Source organism: Stygiolobus sp. CP859M (genome assembly GCF_037389975.1).
GTDB lineage: Archaea > Thermoproteota > Thermoprotei_A > Sulfolobales > Sulfolobaceae > Stygiolobus.
The window spans coordinates 53594-80413 of the sequence record NZ_JBBHKS010000019.1; the positions used below are offsets into that span (position 1 = coordinate 53594).

At 40.6% G+C, this 26820-nt stretch carries 13 protein-coding genes, 6 pseudogenes and 2 CRISPR repeat arrays; of the genes and pseudogenes, 14 read left to right on the plus strand and 5 right to left on the minus strand.

The annotated features are described in order from the left end of the window. Positions 1 to 309: 309 nt before the first annotated feature. Positions 310 to 2145, minus strand: a complete 1836-nt coding sequence (locus tag WIW72_RS08945; protein ID WP_337721381.1) for a hypothetical protein — start codon at positions 2143 to 2145, stop codon at positions 310 to 312. A 1444-nt stretch (positions 2146 to 3589) separates the two neighbouring features. Then, a CRISPR array of direct repeats spans positions 3590 to 6022; the repeat unit is 24 nt; unit sequence GTCGAAATAAGGAAGAACTGAAAG. 153 nt (positions 6023 to 6175) lie between these two features. On the opposite strand from WIW72_RS08945, the gene cas2 reads away from it, so the two are divergent. From cas2 to WIW72_RS08970, 5 genes and pseudogenes are all read left to right on the plus strand, one after another. After that, a complete protein-coding gene (cas2, locus tag WIW72_RS08950; protein ID WP_337720616.1) occupies positions 6176 to 6457 on the plus strand; it encodes a CRISPR-associated endonuclease Cas2 in 282 nt (93 codons plus the stop codon). Positions 6458 to 6497: 40 nt separating this feature from the next. Beyond that, the gene (locus WIW72_RS08955; protein WP_337721382.1) at positions 6498 to 7097 is read left to right on the plus strand and encodes a hypothetical protein; all 600 of its coding nucleotides are present in this window, start codon (positions 6498 to 6500) and stop codon (positions 7095 to 7097) included. A gap of 106 nt (positions 7098 to 7203) precedes the next feature. Continuing rightward, positions 7204 to 7403, plus strand: a pseudogene (locus tag WIW72_RS08960) (MerR family transcriptional regulator); the annotation flags it as partial. A gap of 3 nt (positions 7404 to 7406) precedes the next feature. After that, positions 7407 to 7628: an AbrB/MazE/SpoVT family DNA-binding domain-containing protein gene (locus tag WIW72_RS08965; protein ID WP_337720618.1), complete on the plus strand. Its 222-nt coding sequence runs from the start codon at positions 7407 to 7409 to the stop codon at positions 7626 to 7628. Between the two features lie 2 nt (positions 7629 to 7630). Then, the gene (locus WIW72_RS08970; RefSeq protein WP_337721383.1) at positions 7631 to 9196 is read left to right on the plus strand and encodes an Eco57I restriction-modification methylase domain-containing protein; all 1566 of its coding nucleotides are present in this window, start codon (positions 7631 to 7633) and stop codon (positions 9194 to 9196) included. Here the strand turns inward: WIW72_RS08970 and WIW72_RS08975 are convergent. Continuing rightward, a complete protein-coding gene (locus tag WIW72_RS08975) occupies positions 9158 to 9895 on the minus strand; it encodes a hypothetical protein (protein WP_337721384.1) in 738 nt (245 codons plus the stop codon). The genes WIW72_RS08970 and WIW72_RS08975 overlap by 39 nt on opposite strands. 889 nt (positions 9896 to 10784) lie before the next feature. On the opposite strand from WIW72_RS08975, the pseudogene WIW72_RS08980 reads away from it, so the two are divergent. Continuing rightward, positions 10785 to 11826 (plus strand): annotated as a pseudogene (locus tag WIW72_RS08980) (ISH3 family transposase). Positions 11827 to 11843: 17 nt separating this feature from the next. Then, a pseudogene (locus WIW72_RS08985) lies at positions 11844 to 12011 on the plus strand (IS701 family transposase); the annotation flags it as partial. A gap of 260 nt (positions 12012 to 12271) precedes the next feature. On the opposite strand, the gene WIW72_RS08990 reads toward WIW72_RS08985, so the two are convergent. From WIW72_RS08990 to WIW72_RS08995, 3 genes and pseudogenes are all read right to left on the minus strand, one after another. Continuing rightward, a complete protein-coding gene (locus WIW72_RS08990; protein ID WP_337721385.1) occupies positions 12272 to 13291 on the minus strand; it encodes an ankyrin repeat domain-containing protein in 1020 nt (339 codons plus the stop codon). Between the two features lie 565 nt (positions 13292 to 13856). Next, a pseudogene (locus tag WIW72_RS13265) lies at positions 13857 to 14111 on the minus strand (hypothetical protein). 290 nt (positions 14112 to 14401) lie between these two features. Next, positions 14402 to 15205: a hypothetical protein gene (locus tag WIW72_RS08995; RefSeq protein ID WP_337721386.1), complete on the minus strand. Its 804-nt coding sequence runs from the start codon at positions 15203 to 15205 to the stop codon at positions 14402 to 14404. A gap of 116 nt (positions 15206 to 15321) precedes the next feature. Further along, positions 15322 to 17810: a CRISPR direct-repeat array (repeat unit 24 nt; unit sequence CTTTCAGTTCTTTCTTATTTCGAC). A gap of 790 nt (positions 17811 to 18600) precedes the next feature. On the opposite strand from WIW72_RS08995, the gene cas1 reads away from it, so the two are divergent. The 7 genes and pseudogenes from cas1 to WIW72_RS09030 all read left to right on the plus strand — a co-directional run bounded on the left by cas1 (position 18601) and on the right by WIW72_RS09030 (position 26820). Beyond that, a complete protein-coding gene (cas1, locus tag WIW72_RS09000) occupies positions 18601 to 19497 on the plus strand; it encodes a CRISPR-associated endonuclease Cas1 (protein WP_337721387.1) in 897 nt (298 codons plus the stop codon). Between the two features lie 2482 nt (positions 19498 to 21979). Beyond that, positions 21980 to 22578: pseudogene (locus WIW72_RS09005) on the plus strand (IS200/IS605 family accessory protein TnpB-related protein); the annotation flags it as partial. A 629-nt stretch (positions 22579 to 23207) separates the two neighbouring features. Then, positions 23208 to 23818 (plus strand): annotated as a pseudogene (locus tag WIW72_RS09010) (zinc ribbon domain-containing protein); the annotation flags it as partial. A gap of 260 nt (positions 23819 to 24078) precedes the next feature. Continuing rightward, positions 24079 to 24495 carry a hypothetical protein gene (locus tag WIW72_RS09015; RefSeq protein ID WP_337721388.1) on the plus strand — a complete coding sequence of 139 codons (417 nt, stop codon included), beginning with the start codon at positions 24079 to 24081 and terminating at the stop codon, positions 24493 to 24495. Further along, positions 24496 to 25224 carry a type III CRISPR-associated RAMP protein Csx7 gene (gene csx7, locus WIW72_RS09020; RefSeq protein ID WP_337721389.1) on the plus strand — a complete coding sequence of 243 codons (729 nt, stop codon included), beginning with the start codon at positions 24496 to 24498 and terminating at the stop codon, positions 25222 to 25224. After that, the gene (csx7, locus tag WIW72_RS09025) at positions 25218 to 26054 is read left to right on the plus strand and encodes a type III CRISPR-associated RAMP protein Csx7 (RefSeq protein ID WP_337721390.1); all 837 of its coding nucleotides are present in this window, start codon (positions 25218 to 25220) and stop codon (positions 26052 to 26054) included. The genes csx7 (WIW72_RS09020) and csx7 (WIW72_RS09025) overlap by 7 nt, the downstream gene beginning before the upstream one ends. Further along, positions 26026 to 26820 (plus strand): RAMP superfamily CRISPR-associated protein, encoded by a 795-nt coding sequence (locus WIW72_RS09030; protein WP_337721391.1) that lies wholly within the window; start codon positions 26026 to 26028, stop codon positions 26818 to 26820. The genes csx7 (WIW72_RS09025) and WIW72_RS09030 overlap by 29 nt, the downstream gene beginning before the upstream one ends.

The window sequence follows — 26820 nt, forward strand, 5'->3', positions numbered from 1 at the left end:
GAACTTCAGAGGAATACACATTAACTCCTACGGTGCTCGGTCTCTTCTCTATCACACTCGTAATTATCTTCTTCTTCAACTCCCACGGCACTCGGTCTGTACAAAGGTATCGTCATGATATAATAACTTTCTCCACTTTTCAGGATGGATAACCCCATCAAACACAACAGTCACGATCCTCCTTTTTATCAAGGTATCGATAATAGAACAATAACCTCTCTACACGTCCTGTCGAGGATACCAATTCAATTTATGTCGGTTCCGCTATCTCGCCCCACAAACCAGCCTACCTAGTCACCCTCCGTCTCATCAATAAAACACTAGACAGTACTCATCGTCGTTCTTAACACCTATCGCCCTCGCCATACTCACTAGTCTGTCACAATAGTCAACGTCTTTTAACACTAAAAACAGTTGGTCACCTAACCTCAACTGGTTACCGTCCTCGTCCTCAAAACTACAACCTAACATTTCCTCCAAGAACCTCTTAGACACGACCATCCCCACGAGGTTCTTTAACGCGTCTTGACCGCACTTCGCTACGACCCCTTTCCTACCTCCTAACGACAGATAGAACACGTCTCCTTTCACCTCAAACGAGAAGTTCCTCATCACCGTGGACAGATCAGCCTCCCCCTCATGTCCCCCGAATTTGTATCTCACAGACGGGCCAGTGTACCTGAAGTAATATAACAGCTTTAACGAGTCCACATCCCCTAAATAGTACCTCTTATCTGGTAACTTCTCTAAGCCCAACTGGTGCCCGGTCAACCTCTTATAAACCAGCACCGCTGAATTCACCAACAACTTCTCCCTAAAGGAGTCCACCTCTTCTCCTACCTTCACCTCACTTATTTTCGGATAGTTCTCCCTCACCCACTCAACTAACTCATCGTAACTTATCTCTCCCGAAGGCACCTCCTTAACACCACCCTTAGGCACTACCAGATGTACTTCACACTCCTTCATCTTCCTCCCGACCCTACCGAAGGCTTGAATTGCCGCCTCTCCGAAAAACCTGGCTATTAGCCCGTAATACACGTTTGGGTAGTCCACCCCCTGAGTTATCGCAGAGCTACCGACTACGAAGGTATCGTCATCACCGCAGAAGTCCCCCACAATCGAGGTCTTACACACGGGTCTTATACCGAACCTCTCATAAATCGCCTTCGCCACTTCCAACGCTTGTCCCACTTTGTCCACCACTATTATCCCCTTCAGTTTCTCAGCCTTCAACTTTTCGTACACGCGGTCCAGTAACCCCTTCCTGATCAACCCCGGCACTGCGTCGCCTGCACTTACGAACCTCGACAACTTAGTCTTACCCTTCGCCTCTACTTCTATGACTTCGACTTTAGTGTCACCCCTAATTACGTCACCTCCTTTCCCCTCAGCCCTGATTTCCTTGAACTTATAGCCTAGTTCTCTCTTTACCACCTCCACGTTTTCCTTGGATGGGGTAGCTGAAGACAGCACTAAGGAGAACTCGTGGTCGTGGATCTTCTTCAGGATCTTCAGGGTGATGACCAGAGACCTCAACTGGTAAGGGTCGTATAGGTGGAACTCGTCCACGAATACCAAGTCCCCTTTGAAAAGCCCTACGAAGTGCTTCAACTTGTTGACAATCTCTCTCCTAGTCACACTCCCCACCGGGAGTTCACTCGTACCGGACATGAGAGAGAGGGCTACATAGCCGGGCTTCGCCAACAACTCGTTATATAAGTGGAAAGTGTCGGGGGTCGTCAACACTACCTTACGGTCCACCTTTATGTCCAGTATACACTCGTCCAACTTGCCCTTGCATAGAGTCTGGCTCACCTTGAATATCCCAACCACCTCGTTGTTGACCTCGTAAATTGTGTAATTGTCTCCCTTGTTCGCGGGTATGAGACCCTGATTTTCAAAAAGCGAGGTCAGACTTCTATACTGGTCGTTAAGCAGCTCCAATACAGGGTAAAGGCCTACTGAATGCTTTGAGAGGAGGAGGGAGAAGGTCTTCCCAGACCCGGTAGGGGTGCTAAGCACGACCTTCTCGTTCTTTTCTACAGCCTCCTTCAGCTCGTACTGGAACTGCCTCAGCCTCAAACCCAAATGGTACTTGTCGGATACAGGCACCGTGACCCTTCGAACTACAAAAGTTGACATAATACCTAATATGTGTAGTGAGGATTAAAATAAAGTGTGTGACCCCGGCTCTAGTCGAAATAAGACGTTAAGCCGTTAGACTCCCAATAAATCGTGTGTACGTCCCCGACCAGCTCGTGCAGGCTAAGCCACACATGGAAAGACGCGTGATGGAATCTGGTCATACGTCGGCATTAGTAAAGAGGAACTACTTAGTGTGTCTTAAATGCGGAAAAAGCTGATGGAAGTAGAGTAGTAAAGAGGAACTACTTAGTGTCGATAATGATGTCTCTTTCTTGCTCGCCATGAATAGTCAATTTGAACTATCAGTGGAACTAGGTGAACTCTCACACTACGTTGACGATAGTGAATAGTATACTTAAGGGCTACGAATCAGTCGTTTTTTTGAGTGTAAATAAAATGGGTTCCAGAGTTCCACCAGCTCTACAATATCCCGTCGTTTTTTGAGTGTAAATAAAATCCTTTTCGGCAATACTGTCATCGGAAGTGATATGGTCGTTTTTGAGTTTTGAAGAGAACGAGAATTTGGAGAGTCGACTAGAAGTGATATGGTCGTTTTTTGAGTGTAAATGAAATGCTGTTAAACCTTTCTACCTCACCGTCAACATAAGGGCCATAGTATAAATAAAATGCTGTCTGGGCGAAACTTGTAAGAACGCCCTGCCTATACATTACAAGGGCACTAGGCTAACCACTAGACATAACTTGTAAGAACTCCTCGTAACTACACTCTCTTATCAGACCTATATCCGTGCGAAATCTCGTGGTACACTTCCGCATGTAGGCTCCGGTAAAAGAAAAGGGGAGAGACTGAGAGGACTTTTTACACAACTATAACACGTGGTAGGACAGTAACACCTTCACCACGCTGATCACGACGTTCTATTTGACAACCGTTTACCCCATCCGCCTCGCGTCATCAATTTTCTCGTTTTGGTATTACGCGTTCAAATAAAAGTCTAGTTTTTTGTGTGATGTAACTTAGTCTTTTCCCCCATATTTCTACTAATTTAAACTGAACTCAGTCTAGTTTATCACAGGTTTTTCCCCCTTAACAGTTAAGTTTATAAAATGATATCATTAACATTACAATAAATGCTATAAATCATAAAGTAAGTTAAAGTCTAGGTTTTCTATCAGTTTTTTCTTTTTAATTAAACTGTATTTCTCCCTTAATCCACCGCTGATAAAAATCTTCTATTTTTACCACCGTCGTTTATTCAGTTGAAATTAAGGCTCAGAACCCAACGCTTTCTATCACCTTTAAATAGGGGTTATTAACTTTACTGTAGAAACGAAGACGAAAAAGAAAGGAGATATACATAATTTCTACACCCCAACCCGTCAATCAAAGTTGAAAAACAACATTTTTTAGTAACAGTTTCTACACTATAACTAGAGAATAGTGTAAAACACACAAAAAGCGACGTCGGGGAAACGCACGGTCGAAATAAGGAAGAACTGAAAGATGTTGTGATGAACATCTCTCCTTTCTGCTTTACTGTCGAAATAAGGAAGAACTGAAAGTGATGTACAAAATCGAAAAAATTGAGATAGTTGGGTCGAAATAAGGAAGAACTGAAAGTTATTTTACACAAAATTCAGAAGTTTAAACCTCAAGTCGAAATAAGGAAGAACTGAAAGACGTCTTTCAATCACCGCACAACAACGCATATATGGTCGAAATAAGGAAGAACTGAAAGATATTTTGCGTAAGCTTTCTTCCTAGCTATCTTGAGTCGAAATAAGGAAGAACTGAAAGTCTAGAGAAACGAATGATTGAGAAATTAAAGAAAAGTCGAAATAAGGAAGAACTGAAAGCTACTTCACCATAAAGAACCGTAATAGTTGCCCATGTCGAAATAAGGAAGAACTGAAAGGCCGTTGACTTCTACAATATCATAATATTTTCTGTGTCGAAATAAGGAAGAACTGAAAGCTTTCGGCTCAAAGCGAAAGTCAGAGGGGTTTTAAGTCGAAATAAGGAAGAACTGAAAGTATTTCAATGTATCTGGAGATTATACAGTGTATGGTCGAAATAAGGAAGAACTGAAAGAATTGTGGGCAAACTTGAGGGTTTGTCCCGTTAAGTCGAAATAAGGAAGAACTGAAAGAGAAGTCGAACGGTTCTCTTTCTGCATACACAATTGTCGAAATAAGGAAGAACTGAAAGAAGTTTGTATTATACTTAATATCTGTGACGAATAGTCGAAATAAGGAAGAACTGAAAGACAGGATTTCAGTGAAGAATGATGAAGTCGTTAAAACGTCGAAATAAGGAAGAACTGAAAGAATATTTCTTGTAATGAATTCCAGAACCACTCTAGTCGAAATAAGGAAGAACTGAAAGACACCACTTTTTCAAAGCACCTTGATGTTTGATCGCGTGTCGAAATAAGGAAGAACTGAAAGATGTGTTACTCCCGCTCCCTGTTTGCGTAGATGAGTCGAAATAAGGAAGAACTGAAAGAGGGGATTGGTTTACTTTCACTTTTTTCACCCAGTCGAAATAAGGAAGAACTGAAAGATGACCTGAAAGACGCTTTACAACAACGTAAGATCAGTCGAAATAAGGAAGAACTGAAAGATCAGATAGATTTCATTCCTGGTTGACGGTTGATGTCGAAATAAGGAAGAACTGAAAGTCATAGGCTCATTGATAGCATCGTATCTCGATTTTGTCGAAATAAGGAAGAACTGAAAGCCCCCTCTTTTTCTTGTGATATATTACGATTATGAGTCGAAATAAGGAAGAACTGAAAGTTGACGTTAATATCTCTTCTTCAACGGCAACTAAAGTCGAAATAAGGAAGAACTGAAAGGAGGTTTTGATTCATGTGTAAGCGGTATATCAAAAGTCGAAATAAGGAAGAACTGAAAGGTGAACGGAGCATTACCTACATCTGGGAGATAACGTCGAAATAAGGAAGAACTGAAAGTTAAACGGAGGGAGTTCCCTAACCGCAGAATCGATGTCGAAATAAGGAAGAACTGAAAGTTCGTGAATCGAGTACTAGTATTGGTTTGTCTAATAGTCGAAATAAGGAAGAACTGAAAGTCACAATTACCGAAAACTTCTGCTTTTAGACAACGTGTCGAAATAAGGAAGAACTGAAAGAATAAACGGCGGTACAAGTGGTGCTACTATCTCATGTCGAAATAAGGAAGAACTGAAAGTCTTGTTTGTTTGTGGTTTGAGGGGTAGTCATATTTGTCGAAATAAGGAAGAACTGAAAGTTTTGTCTATCGTGCAATAGTATCTCCTGAATTTGTCGAAATAAGGAAGAACTGAAAGTGTTTTAATACTAATGTTCCAGTCTGGGTAACTGGTCGAAATAAGGAAGAACTGAAAGATAAAAAGAGAGGAGTGAGGAATAAAATAAAGAGGTCGAAATAAGGAAGAACTGAAAGACATTTGAAAATTTTTACTCAACTATGAAAAAATGTCGAAATAAGGAAGAACTGAAAGCGGTTACTTGACCAAACCCTGAGGAGTTTGTGTATGTCGAAATAAGGAAGAACTGAAAGTTACCTCAAATTTGATGAAGGTTTAGGCAAAGTAGTCGAAATAAGGAAGAACTGAAAGTCTGCAAAAACATGTCTAACCTTGTCTCTCTCTGAAGTCGAAATAAGGAAGAACTGAAAGATTACACGAAGTATGAGCCAATGGGGTTTGATCTCGTCGAAATAAGGAAGAACTGAAAGCAACTATAACTACAACGTCGGTTATTACGATTCATGTCGAAATAAGGAAGAACTGAAAGTCAAAGCCCCTACGAATAGCAGTAATCCCAGTCGAAATAAGGAAGAACTGAAAGGACGATGGAAGATTTTCCCATTCAGTGACTATTGCGTCGAAATAAGAAAGAACTGAAAGATGCTGTTTACCACCAGTTTGCCGAGTACTGAAAGGGGGTATAGGGTCAGCTAATGCTGCCAGGCTCTAGTGTCAAAATAAGAAAGATCTTGAACTCCGGAAGTCCTCCGGGTTAACCTCAAGGTTAATATTCGTGAAAGCTTAAAGTAAGATATGTACGTGGTGGTCGCTTTTGACATCTCGTCAGAAAAAGTCAGGGGTAAAATCAGGAGATACCTCAGGGGTCTGGGTCTTTCCATGGTCAACAGATCAGTCTACGCAGGTGTTGGCGGATATAAAACAGCGCAACTTGTCTCCTCCATGGCTGAAAAAATCCTTGAAGAACACGATAACTTGTATATTATCGTTGTACGAGACGACGAATATCAAGCTTCCATCGACTGTTCCAAGTCGGGTTGCAGGAAAGTCTCAGACAGAAAATTCGAAGTATTGTAAACTCACCGCTACCCAGCTCTCATGGTCAGCCCTTTGCCCGATGAGGAGGTACCAAATCCTTACCCAGTGCGGACAAGTGGAGTATACTACACCACTCTACGTCGAGAAAATGAAAGGGGACCACGACAAGGTGACGAATTTAGTGGTCAAGTCTCTAAACGAGGTCTTGTGTGATAGGATAATAACTTACGCTAGGGAAAAGGAGTTCCAGTTGACTTACTACGGGAACAAAGTAGTCTACCTAATAAGGGGTAGACCAGACTATTTCGCCCTACTAAGTACGAAGAAGGGCCCCGTAGCACTCGTAGCGGAAGTCACACTCCTTGACACGGTGAGGCACTTAAAAGGGGAGATGAGCTTTTACATGGCCTCTGCTGTCTACTATACGAGTGCCCCGGTTATCGGGCTGGTAATATACAACAAGGGCATTAGGTGGCTGAGCGGGACAAGTGTTACGGAGTTAAAATGTGAGGGGAAGGTAGCTAGGGACAAGTTCGACTTAGAAAGGACGTTCAATTGGGTGATGAGCGAACCGGAGGAACCGGAGGAGAGGGCAGAACAAGTGTTCAAGAAAATAAAGTGGGCCTGCAGTAACTGTGACATGATGAACACATGCCCAGTCTACTCAGTCAACATGTAATACATATTCCCGTCCCTTACCATGTGGTCATGTGTCACGGGGAGGGGTGAACCCTGTCTCACGTTAACAGAGATCTTTTTGTATTCATTTATTATCAACTAATTTCGTGGAGAGACTACTGAGGCCTAAGGAAGATGCCAACTGCTCAGCATTTCATACTCAACTCTCCTACGGTGGATTAGAGAAGGGAGGATAAGGGTGGTAACGACTGAAGGAGGGAAGTATAAGATACCTTACAGCGAGATTAAGAAGTACTTAGAACTATTTACGCATGTTAGTCGAATTTTTCTTAGCAAACTGGGGAGTTAAGTGGTATTACCATCTACGCTCGCGTTAGGTTTATATGATATTACCAGTAAGTTTACTAGTAGAGTTACTAGTATGGCTAGGGTGTTAGGTAAGAGCAAGTTGTGGGGTAAGGGCTACACTACGGTACCAGTTTCGGTCAGGAGGCTCTTAGATATAAGCGAGGGTAGTGAAATAGAATGGATACTTAATGATAACAATGAGATAGTGGTTAAAAAGGTGTGATTATGTATATAGACGAAAGGCAATATAAAGTACAAGACCTTGTAGATAGGAAAAGAACATCTTCATATTATACTAATTATGATGGAATTTCTGTCATAAGATCTTTTGCAAAGGAAATTCCTAATAGAGAAGGAATAGTATTAATGGATCCCTTTATGGGTTCTGGTGTTCTACTTTCCTCAGTTAATGATCTGATTAAACCAAGTAAGGTTATTGGTATTGAAATAAATAAAGAACCTTGTGAGTTAGGGCGTAAAGTACTTTCCTCAATTTATGATAACGTAGAAGTTATGTGTGGTGATGCGTTCAAGATAGCATGGAAGTATAAGGCTGATATAATAATTTCTAATCCTCCTTTCGTTAGATGGCATTTGATAAGTAATAGGAATGAGATACTGGGATCCATGATTTCTCATGGCTACGGAAAATTTATTTCAAGAAAGGATCCGGGACTTCACATACTTTCAATATTCCTTATCGATTACATACTTAAAGAGGGCGGTTACGCTTTGCTCGTCATCCCAGCTTCCACATTTTATACTAGTCAGGGGAGGGGATTAAAGGAATTTCTGAAGTATAGGTACGATATCCTCACTCTGGTAGAAAACGTTAAGGAGCCTTCGTTTAGTACTGGCAGCGGTTTCAAGGAGCTTATAATTTTCCTTAGAAAGAGAAAATTGTTTGAGCTTCACGAAACACAGACCACTATTTACCAATATGATGGTAATTTGAGGAGTTTGTACACCGTTAACGTCAAAAAAGTTCCTAAATTTCTAGATAGAAACTGGCTAAGCTTATTTGACTACGATAATGCAAGAAAGGTGGTTAAGATAATAGAAAGGGCATTAGAGAAGGGTCTATTACGTTATCTAAGCAAAGGTGAAATATTAAGAGGGGTTGAGATGTACGGACCAGAGTTCTTTTTCATTCCCAATAAGTATTGGAGTGTGTTAAGGGAAGAAGAAGACTCCGTACTAATTAAGAACCAAGCACAAATTCTAAGTATTCCTAAGAGGTATTTAGTTAAATGTCTTAGAAAGCCAGAGTATTACAATAAGGAAATAGTAGTATCAAACCCTAAATTCTACGCACTCGCAATTAATGAGGAACCGGAAGGCGATTTGAAGAAATACATTGAGTGGGGAGAGAAGCAAAACCTACCAGCTCTAAAATTCGGGGATAAATGGTATCAACATATTTGGAAGCAATTGCAAACTAAGACCCCATATGGCCACATCTTTATTCATGATAAGCTAGATTTAACTAAGCATAAGATTTTAGCCAATTATAGTGAAAAGCCTTTGTGTGCATCAAAAAATTTCTACATATTAAAAGAAAACAATCCGTTAATTGCAGCGTGGTTTAACTCAAGTATTATGAGATATATACTAAAAATTTTCAGCAAGAGAATATCAGATAACTGGACGAGGTTATTAGAGGAGGATTATCTAGAAATCCCAGTACCTTCAAAATCAATGAGTGTTGATTTAAGTGATATTCAGCATGCTGAAGAAAGTATAAGAGAGTATTTAGGTTTGAGTGATATGGAGACAACAATTGTTCATTAATTTTCTAGCATCATTCATGAATTCTAAAGGCTTAAATTTAAACTGCAGTTGGTTGCCTGGATGAGTGGGGTCTATTTTAGGTTTTTTAATACGGCTTCCGTTACCACCTTTTCTTTGTATAGTGATATATTTACCTATTTTAATAATGCCTTCATCAGAAAATGAAATTGGTTGTTTAATAAAAAATGATATCACGTCCTGAATATTAAACATGCAGAGAATATCATCTCTTTTATCCCAAATTGCAAGGATTCTCAAATCCTCCTCATCTCTTATAAAAATTTCCTTTAATATTATGCTTAGATTGTCCTTGATAAATTTACTTATCTTATCCCTATCTTCAGGAAGAATGAATACCGCTCTAGGATCTTTAGCCTTCCTTAGAATACTGTCTAAAAGAATTTTGTATATATCTTCAGGCATATTTAACACTGTCTTCCAGACATCCAGCCCTCTTCTGTCAAGTTGGTGAAAACTAGCATCTGTAACAGTCTTTACTGAGATACTTATGGTAAACTCACCTTTTATCATTAGGTCACATTTTGTTCTGTTAACGGGCTTTATAACAACAAATGAATTAGGTATTTTAATACTTAATTTCTGAGCACAAGACACCAGTACATCCTTACTATTACTAAAACACTCAATTAATTCCCTTTCAGCTTCAATCCCTTGTTTAGCCTCTTTAGAGCCGCCCAAGAACTTTTCTAATATATTGATCTTCCAAATCGTTAAAAAGTTGAACTAATTCTTTGAATAAACTTTCAAGTTAAATAAGAAAAATTCTAACTTCTCTTAATGAGATATAGTATACATAACTACTACTAAAAATTGAAAAATTTTTAGCAAACAATCTTTACACTTTCTCCCTTCTCTTTCAATTTTACGTATTTTTTATGAAGACTAACTTACACTTTTTTGAGACTTATAGAATTTTCATTTTCATTTTTAGAAAATTTTATGAAAAGAAAGAAGGCTTTACGCGCTTCTTTTTACTGGACCTACACTTTCACTCTTCTGTTTTTCATTCTCAGAAATCTTAGTAGTAGTTATACACACTAGTTGAATTTTTCTTAGCAACTGGGGAGTTTATACAATTATTCTCACGTCGTAGATTTAACGTTAGAATTCAACCTCATTCTTTGCTTAATTTTTCAAAATTGGATGAGAAGAAAAGCTTAATAGTTGAAAAGATAAGTAATGAATCAGGGATGAGGGGGTCAGGTCAGACCGGCTGTGTCCTTTCATAGTTCAACTCGTGTCGTGTTCATCATCCCCTCATCCCCCCTTCTACTTCTGTTTAAACATATTTAAAAATTTTTTGTTTTTATCTTCACACTTTTATTATCACAATATGAATATTATAACAGTTCTTTTATTTTATTATTTTCTTTTTCTTTACAAAGAAAGGGAGTTAAGGAGGCGGAAAGCCTCACCTCTCTCGGTAGACCCAAAATCATATTAGAAAAAATATTTCTGATAGGATAATATCTAATCCATAAAAAATAAAGAAATTTATACGAGTGTAAAGAATTGAAGATAGGGTTTAAGGTGAGGGAGGTGTAGTATTACCGCGTGACATAGGAAGATGGTATCACCAATTCTCCCTCACCAAACATTCAACAAATAGGATATAAATTACATTCCATGTTGATCTTCCAAGGGGAAAAGGTAGATGAGGTAGCAAAAACTCTTATCTCTGCTTGTCTGTGGAACGATTTAATAGAGGACAAGTCCAGAGCGTATAACGTATCCCCACAGACCGTGAGGAACTACGTAGAAAAACAAGGGATAGAAGTAATTGAAAAACTATTGGAAAATGTTAGGAAAATATCCTTAGAAGTACTGAAGGGGGTAAAGGAGTAGACCTTTCAATTGACTGGACAACAAAGACGTGGTATGGGAGACCAGTGAAAGGACTCGGAAGTTCAGAGAAGGGAAACTCGTGGAACTACGCAACTGCAACAACCAAGTATAAGGGGAGAATACTTTTACTTGCCTTTATTCAACAAGTGAACGGTATGACTAAGGAAGAGATAGTGAAGGCTCTAGTGGAGCAAGTTGTTGTAATGGGATTCAAGATAAGGTTGATAACTCTTGACGCCGGTTTCTACACTGTGGATGTGCTCAACTTTATTTCACAGTTTAATTACATAATTGCTGTCCCAGTTGGTTACGTTAAGGTTTATGAGGAGTTTGACGGGGATTACATGACTAATAGTAAGAGGCATAGGAGGAATGAGCAAGTTAAGTTCAGGCTCCTCGTGTACAGCAAGGAAAAAGCGAGGAGGAAGAAGAAGAGGCTTGTTTATTTTGATAGGGCTACTAACCTCGAGATACCAAAGAGGGAAGTGTTGGATTTGTACAATAAGGTGAGAGGTCCTATAGAGACCTCTTATGGGAACATTAAGGCTTTTCTTCCATTTACTAGTTCTACTAAGTTTGTTTTCCGCACGTTGATCTTCGTGCTGGCAATCATACTCTACTACTTATTCAAGGGGGAGATGGGGAGAGAGGAGTTTAGATTATTATTAATTCTTTTATTTCCAGATTTATTCAATCCGGAGAATTTTACAATTAATCTAGTAGAGACACTTATTTACACTATAGATTTATTTTTAAGGAGGTGATTTTGGGTCTACCGTGGAGGAGAGAGAGGCTCCAAGGTTACCTCACGATCTTCACCATCATGACCAACGTTGTCAGGGAGCTGGTGGGGGCTCTTAACCTGAGGAGTGTGGAGGCGTTCCTCAGGTTCGTAGAACGCCATTTAGGCGGACCACCTGGGCTGATGAAAATCTTTAAGTTACGTTAAAGTCCCATAACTGCTGCTTTTATAGTTACAAGCAATGAATCTTTTTCCCTCCTTGCTTCATAAATTATAGCGGAACCGCCTACACCTATAGTTTCCAAGATCTCGTAGTTGGGGACTTACATTACGCCTTGGTTTCTTATTATTGATTGTTGTTCTACCATAGGTAATGTTTCATTTTCGTCTGATTTTCTTTCAATACCACCATTATCTACCCGTGTTGCTTCGTTCCCTTGTATCCTAGGTCCTCTAGGTACTTCAGACTAGCTATTTCTCATGGCACTCTCAAGTAAACTACGAATTGCTCTATCTTCAGCATAGTCTAAGGGAATATGCCCCTCATTGTCGGCAATCCGCGGATCAGTACCACGCTCAAGTAAAACCCTAACAACGTCAACATGACCATTTTCTGCTGCTAAATGCAATGGCGTTTGACCGTCATCATCTTTAGCGTTTGGGTTTGCCCCGTGCTCTAGCAGTAGTTTGACAATCTCAACATGACCATTTTCTGCTGCTAAATGCAATGGTGTACTACCGGCATTCCAGCCGTCATTAATTTTAGCGTCTGGGTCAGCTCCACGCTCTAGCAGTAGTTTGACAATCTCAACATGACCATTAGATGCTGCTAAATGCAATGGTGTACTACCGGGATTCCAGCCGTCATCATCTTTAGCGTTTGGGTTTGCCCCGTGCTCTAGCAGTAGTTTGACAATCTCAACATGACCATTTTCTGCTGCTAAATGCAATGGTGTACTACCGGCTTTCCAGAGGTCATTAGTTTTAGCGTCTGGGTCAGCTCCACGCTCTAGCAGTAGTTTGACAATCTCAACATGACCATTTTCTGCTGCTAAATGCAATGGTGTACTACCGAAATCATCTTTAGCGTCTGGGTCAGCTCCACGCTCTAGCAGTAGTTTGACAATCTCAACATGACCATTTTCTGCTGCCAAATGTAGTGGCGTAAAGTCGTCATCATCTTTAGCGTCTGGGTCAGCTCCACGCTCTAGCAGTAGTTTGACAATCTCAACATGACCATTTAATGCCGCGCTGTGCAATGGTGTCCAGCCGTATTTATTTTCAGCGTTTGGGTTTGCCCCGTGCTCAAGCAAGACCTTAACAATCTCAACATGACCATTAGATGCTGCTATATACAACGCCGTCGCGCCGTCAATATCTACAGCGTTTGGGTCTGCCCCATTTTCGAGTGCTTTTTGTACTTTAATCAAGTCACCATTCTCAGCCGCCTCGAGGAGTTCATTGTCCCAGTCCGTGGTTCTCACCATTTCTTTAACAATTTTTACTCAGCGAGTAATAAGGATTACGGAAACAAGACTAGATGTGATTAGTGCTGATAAGAATAGGACTGTTATTTTTGTTTGTGACAAACATAATCCCTCACACCAAAATGGTGGGGATATAAATCCGTGTCCTTTTTTTTATGCTAGCCCTTTTACTTTTTCCACAAAAAGGTTCCCCTTATTCCTGTTCCTTACATTTACTTTAAGGTTGACGAAAACACTCCAAGAATAGAAAAGTTAACATAAAGGGTTACTCCCCATATTTTATGGGGGGGGTAATTTCAATGTCGGAAATGTTTAATGCTTACTTATCAATTTTTAGCATTTACCCCGGATTTTGCAGAGTGCTTTGCCCATTTTTCAACTTATTACGTCGGGCTACTGATGGCAAATAGCAGACGGAGTACAAGGGACTTCATAATTCTCGGTAAATTATCCTACCGCCTAATTGTTTAATATATGTAGGTATCGCTTTCATGATATTCGGCCTTTTTAGCAGTGCCGTTAGTACATGCTATGGTCTCTTTGCCCATAATGAGCGCAGGAGTGTTTACCCGTGGCGTAACTTTTCCTTACTTTTAATTACTTCTAATCCCACCATGGACACCCTCTTAAGGGGTCATACACAGTCACCCTTAACTCGTTGGGGCTAGTCGAGGGAAACACCTATATAGGCAATGTTAGCTAATACTATGCTTGAAGTTTGAGCGAAAGATTTATTACTGAACGCCACTACCCTCCCATCCACACTATTATCACTCCCCAAACCTCGTGAGCAGTGCCCGTCATCAGTTAAGGGGATCATGAATAAAAACTACTACTACTTCGGTAATACTATATAAACACAACTTGTCAAAACGATATTTAGAAGTGATTAAGAATAACGAGTAGTTACGTAGAAGCGTTACAGTCTTACGGGAGTCTTATTGAACCTCTTTCCCTTACATTATGGTCTGTACCACTAGTTGCTTAGCATTGCTACTATTCCTAAAACTAAGACTTACATTACGGTCTGTACCACTAGGGAAGCTTTGACAGTGAAGTGGTTCTCCCTGCCGACATGGGGTCACGTTTGGCTTTCTCCCTCGACCGTTACTACGATGGGTTTTCTTGATCGTCTTCGTCGATCACTGCCCTCTCCTTGTCGCATAACTCCACATGACCGAAACCGCTCGCTCTAGACGCACCTACGCCCATGACCAGTGCCGTCTCAACTACCTTCATCAAGTCCTCTTTCAGAACTATGTACTCTACCTTCCCTATGAGCACTGGCTCCTTATTCCCGTCGTAAGGTATCCAAATTGTCTTAAGTCTGTTTTTCCAAGTCTCTACTATCCCTTCCTCCAGTGATAACACTTCCTCTTTACTCACGTTAGTGTCGCCTCTTAGGAGTGAATAGGGTACCCAGAAGACGGCTGAAGGTGTAGGGAGGAACTTCCTTATATCCCTGTTCACTAACAAGGGGTGGATGAGGAGTGAGGGCGAGAAACAGAGTTTGAACCTTTTTGGGAGAGTGTATCGGTCTTCCTTCACGTCGACTATCACGAACTCCAAGAGCTCGTTTTCGAACTTAGTCCTATTCCTGACCCCCACGTCTTCCTTAAATTTCTCGAAGAGTACTTCAGCCAACTCATGGGGCACACCGACCTTAAACTTGAAAGTCCCGTTTATGTCCGTCCCTTTTAACGACCCCTTGTGATAGTAAGGGAAGACTGGGCTCCCGTGTTCATCTATCAACGGGGACACGTGTATGGGTTTTAAGAAGCCCTTGTGGGGCTGGAACATGGGTTGGAGGTCGGGCATTTCAAATAGGAGGACGGTCTTACTTATTTTGCCCGTGAAATTTGAATAGGTTCTTGAATATTTCGTCCTTATGGTTACGGTGAAAGACTTGAACATTTCAAGAGATATGTGGTGACGAGTTTAATAACTATTTTGGAGTAACTAAGTGAGATCAATTCTGTTCTTCCCTATTTCGACATGAGACCCTTTGCGTTAAGCTGAATGTAAAGCCCCTTTCAGTTCTCTCTTATTTCGACAAGTTGATGCGAATAAATGATTACATAAAACTAAACTTTCAGTTCTTTCTTATTTCGACATCTTCTCAAAAAGTCGAAGAGCAGAAAAAAGAGGCTTTCAGTTCTTTCTTATTTCGACATTTTTCAATCACATTTGTAATAATATTTGGAAAACTTTCAGTTCTTTCTTATTTCGACTAAAATAGAGAAAATGAAGCTCAGGTGAGTAGAACTTTCAGTTCTTTCTTATTTCGACTGTATTCCAATAATTTACGCGGGAAATCCTTACTCTACTTTCAGTTCTTTCTTATTTCGACGCCAGACCAACGATCATTATGAACGCTGTAATATCTTTCAGTTCTTTCTTATTTCGACATAACGGTGGGTAAATATAGACTGACGGCATAATCTTTCAGTTCTTTCTTATTTCGACGGGGCTTCTTAAAGTCAAAGAAATAAAAGTCGAAGACTTTCAGTTCTTTCTTATTTCGACTGCAGGGAAGTCTAGCATATCGAAGTCCCATTGGACCTTTCAGTTCTTTCTTATTTCGACCGTTCTCATGTACTTGCCCGACCCTTCTATATGCCCTTTCAGTTCTTTCTTATTTCGACAAAAATCGTTCCGTTTTCTATAAAACCGCCGTATCTTTCAGTTCTTTCTTATTTCGACAAAAATAGAAATTACAGTTTTATCAGTTGTTAATATCTTTCAGTTCTTTCTTATTTCGACGAGACTATCTCCCACCACACTTCTTGAACAATATCTTTCAGTTCTTTCTTATTTCGACACTTTAAAATAACATCACCGGACCATATGAGTGACTTTCAGTTCTTTCTTATTTCGACAAAAGTTTTCAGAGCTTCAGAGTTTGATAGCAAGCTTTCAGTTCTTTCTTATTTCGACAAATTGCTCTCGGAACTTGGTATATTCCAGGACTCTTTCAGTTCTTTCTTATTTCGACCGTTTGGAATTGCTGATGTTGTTCCTTTTGGAGGCTTTCAGTTCTTTCTTATTTCGACCTTTCGCCCTAGCCTTTTGAATCATTCGGTATAGCTTTCAGTTCTTTCTTATTTCGACAAATTAAACAAACTATTCCCGTTAGCAATCAAAAACTTTCAGTTCTTTCTTATTTCGACAGTAGTAACCTAGCTTACTTAGTTTACGAAGCTACTTTCAGTTCTTTCTTATTTCGACGCCGACATCCTACACATGATAGTTAATTATAACAGCTTTCAGTTCTTTCTTATTTCGACCTTTAGAAAAAAGACCTGGGCTTCTGTCTCCAGGTACTTTCAGTTCTTTCTTATTTCGACTGGTCTTCATGCGGGCCCGCCCAGGTGAGACTTTCAGTTCTTTCTTATTTCGACAATTACAATTTATAATAGGACCAGCTTTTATTTTTCTTTCAGTTCTTTCTTATTTCGACCCCCAACTACCCGTTCACTTTCAGCGTCATCCTGACCTTTCAGTTCTTTCTTATTTCGACTCATCTTCTATCGTTACGTGCAACATCTTATTTTCTCTTTCAGTTCTTTCTTATTTCGACTAGACAGCAGAAAAGACTACAATACGAGGCGATGACTTTCAGTTCTTTCTTATTTCGACGCTGAGCATTGCAATTTTAATATAGATTGTGCTAACTTTCAGTTCTTTCTTATTTCGACGAACTTAGGGAAAGGGCCCAAAAACTAGCGTTTCTCTTTCAGTTCTTTCTTATTTCGACTAAGCCCGCAAACACTTCCTACCTTACTGGTCGCCTTTCAGTTCTTTCTTATTTCGACCCTTTCTAACAGCTTCAGATCTATTCATTCCGTTTCTTTCAGTTCTTTCTTATTTCGACGGACTTCTGACGGGGTTTCCTACATTGCTTATCGGCTTTCAGTTCTTTCTTATTTCGACAGAAAAATTGAAAGAAACTGGGGAGTTTAAGGGGCTTTCAGTTCTTTCTTATTTCGACCACCTTTCCTCGTGTTTGTCATAGTAACAAGTCTTCTTTCAGTTCTTTCTTATTTCGACAGAACATTATCTCCCGATAACCACAGAAGAATTAAGCTTTCAGTTCTTTCTTATTTCGACTGAATGGGAATCACAACAGATTATAACAGAGATTTTCTTTCAGTTCTTTCTTATTTCGACTCTATAGCGGTATATGGTACGATATTCCCAGTAACTTTCAGTTCTTTCTTATTTCGACACTCCAGTCTTCTATTTGAAAAGGCAAAAGTTATCTTTCAGTTCTTTCTTATTTCGACTTGGTGAAGTTGAAGACAAACAAAAGAAAATTGGCTTTCAGTTCTTTCTTATTTCGACAAATACCCCAATAACAATATAACAATTGGGGAAAACTTTCAGTTCTTTCTTATTTCGACTTAACGGAGTCAGCTCAATACCGTTTACTCCGGCCTTTCAGTTCTTTCTTATTTCGACAAAGTCATAGTAAAACTTTGACTTGAAGGAATAACTTTCAGTTCTTTCTTATTTCGACCGTGCATCGCCTTCACGCTGCGTCTTTCGTTGTTTTTACACTGTTCTCTTGTTATAGTGTAGAAATTGTTACTAAAAAAGGTTGTTTTTCAACTTAAAATGAGGGGTGGACTGTAGAAGTCGCTCTTTTCTCCCTTAAGTTTTCATTGGTGTTTCAACAGTAAAATTAATAACCCCTATTTAAAGGTGATAAGAGGTGTGGGTGTTGTTGCCTGAATTTCAACTGAATAAAAGATGATGATGGAATAGAAGATTTTTGCCTGCGAAAGATTGAGGAGGGAAAAACGGTTATAAAAGAAGAAAAAGAAGGTGTGAAAGTCTAAGAGTAAACTCGCGCTACAATTTAAAGTATTTTTTGTACAATTAATAATATACTCTTATAAACTTAACTGTTGAGGGGAGAAAATTCGGAGATAAACTAGACTTACAATCGGTTAAGTAAGTATAGGAAGTGTAAAGACACACTAAGTTAATATAGGGAAAAAACTAGATTTTCAATCATATTCGTAATACCGGTGCAGGAATATTAATCAAAGCAAGCTGGGTGTAAGAGAAACCGGTCATCTGCACGACGTCGTGACTGACGTAGCGGAGGTATTGTTGACCTCACCCGTGTAGCAGCCGTGTATAAGGTTCCTCTGAGTAGGGCTGGCGTCAAATTCGTGGAAGCTAGTAGCAGTCGTGCATAAAGTTCCTCCGTAATAATCGGAGGGTCTACGCAAGGGGAACACGTTACATTATATACTATATATTTTTTACCGATGTAAGATCAATATTATTACTGTGCATCAATGCTCTTGATACTCATTAACCCGACAAAAATCGACCGTAAGTCCGCGTCGGAGATCATAGTCACGTATGATAAGGGGACTAAGGATTACAACCTACGTGACATCAGTGGTATAGTCGTGTTGGGCAGTAAAGCGTATATTTCCACCGCTCTGATATCGCTACTGTCAAGTAATAATATCCCACTAGTAATCTCGACTAAGAGGGGCGTTTCGGTACTTTCAGCTAACGGTATAACACTGCTTTCCGAGGTCAGGGAGAAACAGTTCAGGATGAGTGAACAAGAGAAAGAGGAGGTAGCTAGGGAGTTCATAACTGCGAAGTTCAAAGGTCTTTCTAACTTGTTAAAGTACTATAAAGTCGACCCTCCGGATCTCGTGGAGGGTAACGACTTACTCACGTGGGAGGCGAATAACAGCAGGCGTTTCTGGGAGAGGGTTTTCACCCTTTTCCCGCCTGAAGTAGCTAAGGTGGGGAGAAAGCCGACGAGCCCGGACCCTTTCAATAAGGCTTTATCCCTAGCCTATTCGTTGTTGTACGCGGTGTGTAATAGGGCCCTCTTGTCTTTCGGCTTCGACCCGACTTACGGTGTGATGCATAAGACGAGGTTTTCTACTCCCCTGACTTTCGACTTTTCCGAGATGTTCAAGCCTGTAGCAGTACACGCTGTTATAAGGGCGTATAAGAAAGGGCTTAAGGTCGTGGACGGAGAGCTGGATAAGGACAGCGTTAGGAAAGTGAGTGAGGAGTTCTTCAGTATAATGACCAAGAAACAGAGGGACGAGAGCATCTACAAAGCGGTGTTTACACGGGCGAGGAAGCTAGCGATGTACCTAAGGAAGGGAGATAAGACGATAAGGTATACCTTTATATATGACCCGAGGTCGTTAGTGAGCTAGCTTGGGAAAGCGTTTATATGAGGTGAAGAGGGTTTTTCCCTCTTGCCCGAGACAGTAATGTCCGTTACCATATCGAGCTATCATAGCAGGGATATTAACTTGCTATCACATGAGGAAAATAATAATGACACTTTTAGCATCGAGCAGGGATATTAACTTGCTATCACTGATCAAGGTAATTACTGATAGAGAGGTGAATCCGTAAAAACTGACTTCCTCTCTGCCTTGGAAGGGGCGAGGGTTCCCATCTCATCGTTCCCACCATCGATTCGGGTTTACATCTGGCGGGCAGTCGAGTGGCTCAGAGAACCAATCCCATTTGAAGATGGGACTTTCATTACCAAGCTCTGGTCCCTTCAAGGAAGGAGATAACGGTTGCTCCTCCCACAGTCCCATTAAGCTAGGGAGGAGCATCATTAGCGTCACTAAGAGAAATTTTTGCAAAGAAATGTTTAAACACGGGGCTATCCATCTGGCGAGGCTTTCAGCCCCTTTAATCCCTTTCTTTGTAAAGTAAAAGAAAATAATGAAATAAAAGAACTGTTATAATATTCATATTGTGATAACAAAAGGGCTGAGATAAAAACAAAAAAGTTTTTAAAAGTGTCTTTGCAGAAGTAGAAATGGGGATGAGGGGATGATGTACACAACACGAGTTGACCTGTCATAGGAGTACCTCCGTCTGACCTGACCCCCCATCCCTAATTTATTAATTACCTTTTCAACTATTAAGCTTTTCTTCTCATCCAATTTTGAAAGATTGAGCAGAGTATGAGGTTGGATCCTAACGTTAAATCTACGACGTGAGAATAATTGTATAAGCTCTCCAGTTGCTAAGAAAAATTCAATCCCATATATAATAACAAAAAAAAAGGAGCATAAATCCAGGTTAGCAAGCTGTACGGTACTGTGCTGTTAAGGTCTGCGTGATTTTCAGTAACTCATCTTAGTAGCTCCTTATATTACACTTTATCAGATTATTTTAGATATAGTTACTCTTACAGTATACTATGTACGTACAACGGCCACCTTATTTCTGTTCACGTCCTTGTTTTTGTAAAACCTCTCGTTAAGTTACATACCTCAACTTAACGATATGAACAAGGCAATGACATCCTTGGGACACCTGACTCCTGAAGGGGACCCCTTAACCCCTATTTTTGTAAAGTGGTTAAACGAGTCAATAGAGGAGACCAGAGTCCGCTACTTAGGTACGAAGGGAGCAAGGGGTCTCTCATAAGTTCGACGAACTGTCCGAGAGGATAACCGATGGTCAGATTAAAGATAAGAAGAGGTATAGGTCTGAGGGGAGATGCCCAAACTATGAAAAGGGTGAAAAGTCATCGTCTAGTTTCACGATACCATCAAACTCGTCAAAACTATGAAAAGAGTGAAAAGAGAGGAGGGAGATATATCCACTCCAAATTTGTAAAAGGAGAGTTTTAAAAATGGCTTTAGGTATACTGTTACCTCTATTTTTGATTATCTCTACCTTTTTGGAAAAAATACCGCTCTGTTCTTCATCGTCTTCGCCCGTCGAAAAGCATTTTTTCAATTAGTGCTTGTGCTAGTCCTCTCTCCTCTTATGGCAACCAACTTAAGCCCCTAAGTAGAAGTAGGTATAGAAAGTGGGAGTCGTCTTTCTTCGTCATGAAGTGCTTTATGTCATTCTTGATCGGCTTATTGCAGAACCCACAGTAATTCTGCCTGCGTATTAACTGTTATAAAGAGAGTTTAAGAGCTTTGGCTGATGAAATAAACCGAATCCATACTTATTGTTCCACTCTGAAACTATAGAGGCTCAGAGTTTACGATAATTAGTTGTTTTCAATATTTACCATTTTGTCAAACGAAATATTACGTTGGATTCTTTTAGGACAAGAAGACGCACTGTATAATCGGAAATGTAAGCTACCTATCTCAGTCTTTTAATATCCCCCCAAGGCAAAGTCTACTCCACTTATACTGAGTGTTTTAAAAAGAGGGTTAAAAAAGAAGTCATTAAGGGAATTTATTAGAAAAAATGATCTACTGGTCTAACATAATAATATTTTTTCTATCAATTCAATTTGGGTTAAATATTTTCCTACTTACTCGATATTAAGATTTACTTTCGCATAATATTGTTGTCATTGAACGAGGTCATTTAAATGTGATTAACAATGTCTGTGTGGAAAAATAGCGTAGTATTATGAGGTTAGGGGACTGCATAGTCCTTGTGTTTTTAAAGATGTAAAGGGGATCACAAAGCTAATACCTTAGTCTTCAAAGGAGTTTGGGTAAAATCCAGCGAGTCGAGAGTGGTACTATGATATTAAAAAAGCTTAATGGTTTTGCTACCCCTACCCTCATTTCACATTAACGTCATTTAACATCAAATTTTGCGAAACGAAAATTTAAGGCTTCATGCGTGGATTATAAGGCTAAGTCCTTCCATGAATACAACTTACACAATTTTAGTTAAGGAATATGAGATGCTTAAGAAGTTAATATGAATGATATAGTTGTAGGGAAGGACGATGAACACTACGTTAGGATTTCAACTCGCCTTGAGGAAGTTCACCATTGGAAGTCTTTAACTGAGAATTTGCAGAGGAAGTACCCTAGGAGGTGGAGGGAGGATAAGAGGATCTAGTATAGAGTCCGTTCTTTCCGTTAAAGGGCTAAGAAGGTCATGGAGGACTTTGCTAGGAAGGTCGGGAAGTAGGTTGTTGAAATCTCTGAAGGTTTCGGTGCCAATATTATTAAGTTAGAGGACATAAGGAACCTCAATAAGAATGTTCATAAACTACCGAGTGAGTTTAGGGATAAGTTGTATCTGATGCAGTACCGTTGTTTGCAGTATTGGATTGAGTAACAAGCTAAGAAGCACGGTATTCTAGTTCAGTATGTTAGTCCTAGTTATTCTTCAGTATCTTACCCTAAGTGCGGTGAAAGTATAGTTAAGATTTCCCATAGTTGGTTTAAGTGTTCTAGTGGTTATGAGAATGATCGTGATGTTATTGCAATAGTTAATCTAAATGGGGGTCTCTGCCCCTCTCAGCTGCCCCTCAGATGAGGGATGTAAGCCCATACCGATGATGGAAACCCTCGCTGGCGGGTAGGAAGTCAGTCTCATGTCGTAGATTTAACGTTAGGATCCAACCTCATTCTCTGCTCAACTTTTCAAAATTGGATGAGAAGAAAAGCTTAATAGTTGAAAAGATAAGTAATGAATTAGGGATGAGGGGGTCAGGTCAGCTTCCGTGCAACCTATCATAGGTCAATTCTGACCCTGCTCATCATCCCCTCATCCCCGATTTCTACTTCTGCAAAAACAAATTTAAAAACTTTTTTGTTTTTATCTTTGCCCTTTTATTATCACAATGTGAATATTATAACAGTTTATTTATTTCATTATTTTCTTTATCTCCATATTAACTAACTATCTTTTATAAATTTAAGGGTGGCTTATGATAAGAAAGTTTAAAACTACAGAATCAGATATATTTATCAGCGGGTTTAGTGGGCCACAATTTTATCACCGCTTAAAGTCACCCTCGGGCGAGGAACACTCACCCCGCTTCGTCACCCCATACTAAAAGAGATAACCTACCTCTCATTTGACTATTTTTTGCATATAAAACTAAATATTGCAATATATTATTTCTTTGTGGAGAGACTATTATATTAATGCCCTTTTTTAGACAACAGTCATTCATTATTATATCATAAAGGAGTTGTATAGCCTTAAGTTCGGTATGGAGTTGAAGAGGGGTAGAATACAGTCCTTCGCCTCTAAGCACGGTAGAAAGGGGAAATTGCTGACGAGAAAGTACTCCCACCATGAAAGATATCATGTGCTAGATTATGTTCACAAGTTCATGAACAAACTGTTGGGAATGTCCTCTCACTATGTTTGTTATCGAGAAGTTGAATAAAAAAGAGATGTTCCAAGATGCTAGCAATAGATCGTCTAAGAAGTTTCAAGGACTGTATGGAGGATTATACACCGTGTGCTTAAGTACAAGGCTCTCCTTTACGGTTCCTTCTTGAAGAAGGTTAACCCTTACCACACTTCTAAGTCCTGCCCTAGATGTGGATGGGTTTCCCTAAAGGTCGGCGGGACTTTTCACTGCGAGAGGTGTGGGTTCGCTTTAGATAGGCAATTGAACGCATATCTCAATATTTACCTCAGGATGTGCGGGTTTCCCCACATCCGTATAGGGTGTGGGTCGGGGTTATTCCGCTAAAGGGGCTGAGGGGTATGAATGGGTTTTCCCGTGACTATGGTGAATCCCAAAGCTTGAGAATTAAATACAAATTTATGAAAATTCAATGAAGCCCAAACCCCTTGGGGAATGTTTCCAAAAGACGGTTTGTCAACTCATAGTGCCTCTGAAATTGAAGAGATGCGTAAGCTTTGAGCGGAGCCCGGTTCAAAACGTATTCTAGTATATATATTTTTCGTGTGTATTACATCTTTGTACCTTCCTTAATGTTACAAAGTGTTAGGAAAATTCTTTCATGTCTAACACGCTTAACACTACATTAGTTAAATAAACCTAAAGTTTATTAATGTATAATTAGATAGAATTCTTCATGGCTCAAGTTGCTAAGACAAGCACGGACTTGTTGGACATAGCCACTAAGATAGCGATTTCTGCATATACACCTTCTCCGGAATCAAGGGGTGGAAAGCCTAAACCATCTGTAGAGGTCACGACGATTAATAACCTCTTAACGTACATGCAGAGCAGGAAAAGTATACCGGACCTTTTGGCATATATCTTACGACAAACCGGGAGAGGGGAGATAGATAAGAACACGAGCAGGCTTTTGCTCAGTGCTTTAAAAGACTTGAAAAACACGGACGAGGACATAAAGAAAGCCTTGGAACTTCTCGGTTACGTGAAGTGGATTTACGAGACACTCCACGGTCTCCACGTAGACGGGAATCAACTAAAAGGTGTAGACTCTTTCCAGAAGTTAGTAAACGAGTTAGTGAGGAGGATGTAAGTGGAGAACGAAAAGTGCTATGACTTGGACGAGCTGAAAACTATAGTGAAAATAACGGGGAAGTTAAAAAACGAGACCCCATTAAGGATAGGTTACGGTAAGTCACAGAGCTTTATAGACCAAACCGATAACCCAATCCTGAGAGTAGGAGACAAGCCGGTAATACCCGGGTCGAGCTTGAAAGGGGCACTGAGGAGCTTAGCTGAGGCTTATGTCAAATCTTGGGGGGACTCAAGGTACATAGTTTGTGACTTGGACGATAAAGATTGCAAGAGTTGTAGTGCCGAGGCTAACACTTTCTGCATACCTTGTATCCTTTTTGGTTTCAAAGACCTCTCCTCGAGGGTCTATATACTCGACGCGTTGGCGGAAGATTATTCAGTATCCCAAAGGACCATGGTCACCATTAACAGAGTGTTTGGAGGTCAGCTACCCGGTCACCTCTACACGTTGGACTACGTAGAGCCGAACTCGACATTCAACTTCACCATGTTCATTTACAACCTGGACATAATAAACGGGGAAAGCGAGGACTGGAGGGCAAAGACCGTTGAAGTGATGAGGTACTTGTTAAAGACCCTAGCTACGGAGGGTATTTTCGTCGGAGCTAAGAAGAGTGCGGGTTTCGGTCTAATCAAACTCGTCTCAAGCAAAGCAGAAGTGAGGAAGGTAAGGGAATTCACGAAACCCCAAGAAGTCGACCTAATGGAGGCGATCAAGTCGTGGTAGACTACACTTTCGTCAGAAAGGACTTGACAAAAAGACAAACCGTAATTGAGGGGGTACTGGAACTCCAGTCCCCACTGAGGATAGGCACGGGCAAGTCAGGTGGCTTCGACCCGGCAAGCGTGGTCAGAGATACGGTTTTGAAAGACGTAGACGGTGTACCGGTGATCCCCGGATCATCTTGGAAAGGCGTGTTCAGGTCTGCAGGAGAGAGGATATTGAGGAACAAGAAGGTTACCGTCTGTAGCGGTGTGGGTAAGGACTACTGCCTCAACAATTTCAGGAAATTCAACGACTTCCAGAGAAGTATCTCTCATAACGTTGAAGAAGCCCTTAAGATCTTTTGGGATTACACGTGCCTAAACTGTAAACTCTTCGGTACGATGAGCGTCATAGCAGCTGTCAAGTTCTTGGACTCAAGGGCGTTAGAATTCAAGTTAGGCTCGAGGAGTATGGTCGCGATCAGCAGGACTGAGGGCGCAGCTGCTAGGGGTGCGTTAGTCCAAGTAGAGTTCGTAGAGCCTGGCTCTAAGTTCTCCTTTAAAATGATTGGGAATAACCTACCGAACTACGTGATAGGGTACCTACTGACTATAATGAAGTCGATTCACGACGGTTACGTCCAGATAGGGGGGCATAAGACTAGGGGGTTCGGTTTCATGAAGTTCTCCTCATTGAGGTTTATCGACAAGGGAGAGAAGAAGATAGGTGATGAAGACGTAAAAGTAGATATGGGGGAAGAGGTAAAAGGTGAAGGGGATAAGTTCTTCGAGCAGATGAAGCCTTTCATGGAGGCTTTCAACAATGCAAAGATACCGTACCCAGTACACTGAGAGGAACAAGCCCGGGCTGGAGGGGGCTATCGAAATAGAGATGGAAGTAGTGTCTGACTACCTCCACGTAGGGAGCGGGGTGTATGACATAGAGATCCTAAAGCCTTTGGACAACATCCAGCAACTGGTTGAGAGTGCGTTGAAGGGCTCTATACCGGACTTAAGCGGGTACTTCTCACCAGTGACACACGAGATGGCTAAATACGGGGAGAAACTTGTTATCCCCGGGTCTACCGTCAAGGGCCTTGTGAGGACGAGGTTAGAGCTCTCAATACCTAATTCGTGTTACGTAGTGTCTAGGAACTCGAATAGTAGTTCCGAGGTGTACAAGAGGATTTTCAGGAACCCCAGACATAAGTACAGTGACAAGTTCCCGGAACAAGTTTGCCCCGTGTGCGACTTGTTAGGCAACGCCGGATTGGCGAGCAGAGTCTCGTTCTCGGACTTAGTAATGACTCAGGGTAAAGCCGAGTTTGTAAACGTATACAACGAGTACTACGAGAGTGCCGTCAAGGGGTCTAAGTTCAGGGGAAAGGTATTGTACCACTCTTTTAACAACGTGGATCTGGGAATGCTACTCTACGGCATGGGCTTTAGGATAAAGGGCGGTAAACTTGAGGGGAAGATTATGCTCATGGGCAGGTTTAAGTACTCAGACAGACGCTTTGGGAGGGTCAGGTTCTCTTTAGTAAAAGGAGAATACGTTAACGCGTTAAACGAGTTCATAAAGAAGTACAATCCTTTAGACTTCAACGAGGAGTGGTAA

Bases quoted from the DNA above. Each gene is read 5' to 3' on its own strand.
- WIW72_RS09030 (WP_337721391.1), top strand. From the start codon at position 26,026: ATGCAAAGATACCGTACCCAGTACACTGAGAGGAACAAGCCCGGGCTG.
- WIW72_RS08970 (WP_337721383.1), top strand. From the start codon at position 7,631: ATGTATATAGACGAAAGGCAATATAAAGTACAAGACCTTGTAGATAGG.
- WIW72_RS09015 (WP_337721388.1), top strand. From the start codon at position 24,079: ATGGCTCAAGTTGCTAAGACAAGCACGGACTTGTTGGACATAGCCACT.
- WIW72_RS08955 (WP_337721382.1), top strand. From the start codon at position 6,498: ATGAGGAGGTACCAAATCCTTACCCAGTGCGGACAAGTGGAGTATACT.
- WIW72_RS08945 (WP_337721381.1), bottom strand. From the start codon at position 2,145: ATGTCAACTTTTGTAGTTCGAAGGGTCACGGTGCCTGTATCCGACAAG.
- WIW72_RS08990 (WP_337721385.1), bottom strand. From the start codon at position 13,291: ATGGTGAGAACCACGGACTGGGACAATGAACTCCTCGAGGCGGCTGAG.
- cas1 (WP_337721387.1), top strand. From the start codon at position 18,601: ATGCTCTTGATACTCATTAACCCGACAAAAATCGACCGTAAGTCCGCG.
- WIW72_RS08995 (WP_337721386.1), bottom strand. From the start codon at position 15,205: ATGTTCAAGTCTTTCACCGTAACCATAAGGACGAAATATTCAAGAACC.
- cas2 (WP_337720616.1), top strand. From the start codon at position 6,176: ATGTACGTGGTGGTCGCTTTTGACATCTCGTCAGAAAAAGTCAGGGGT.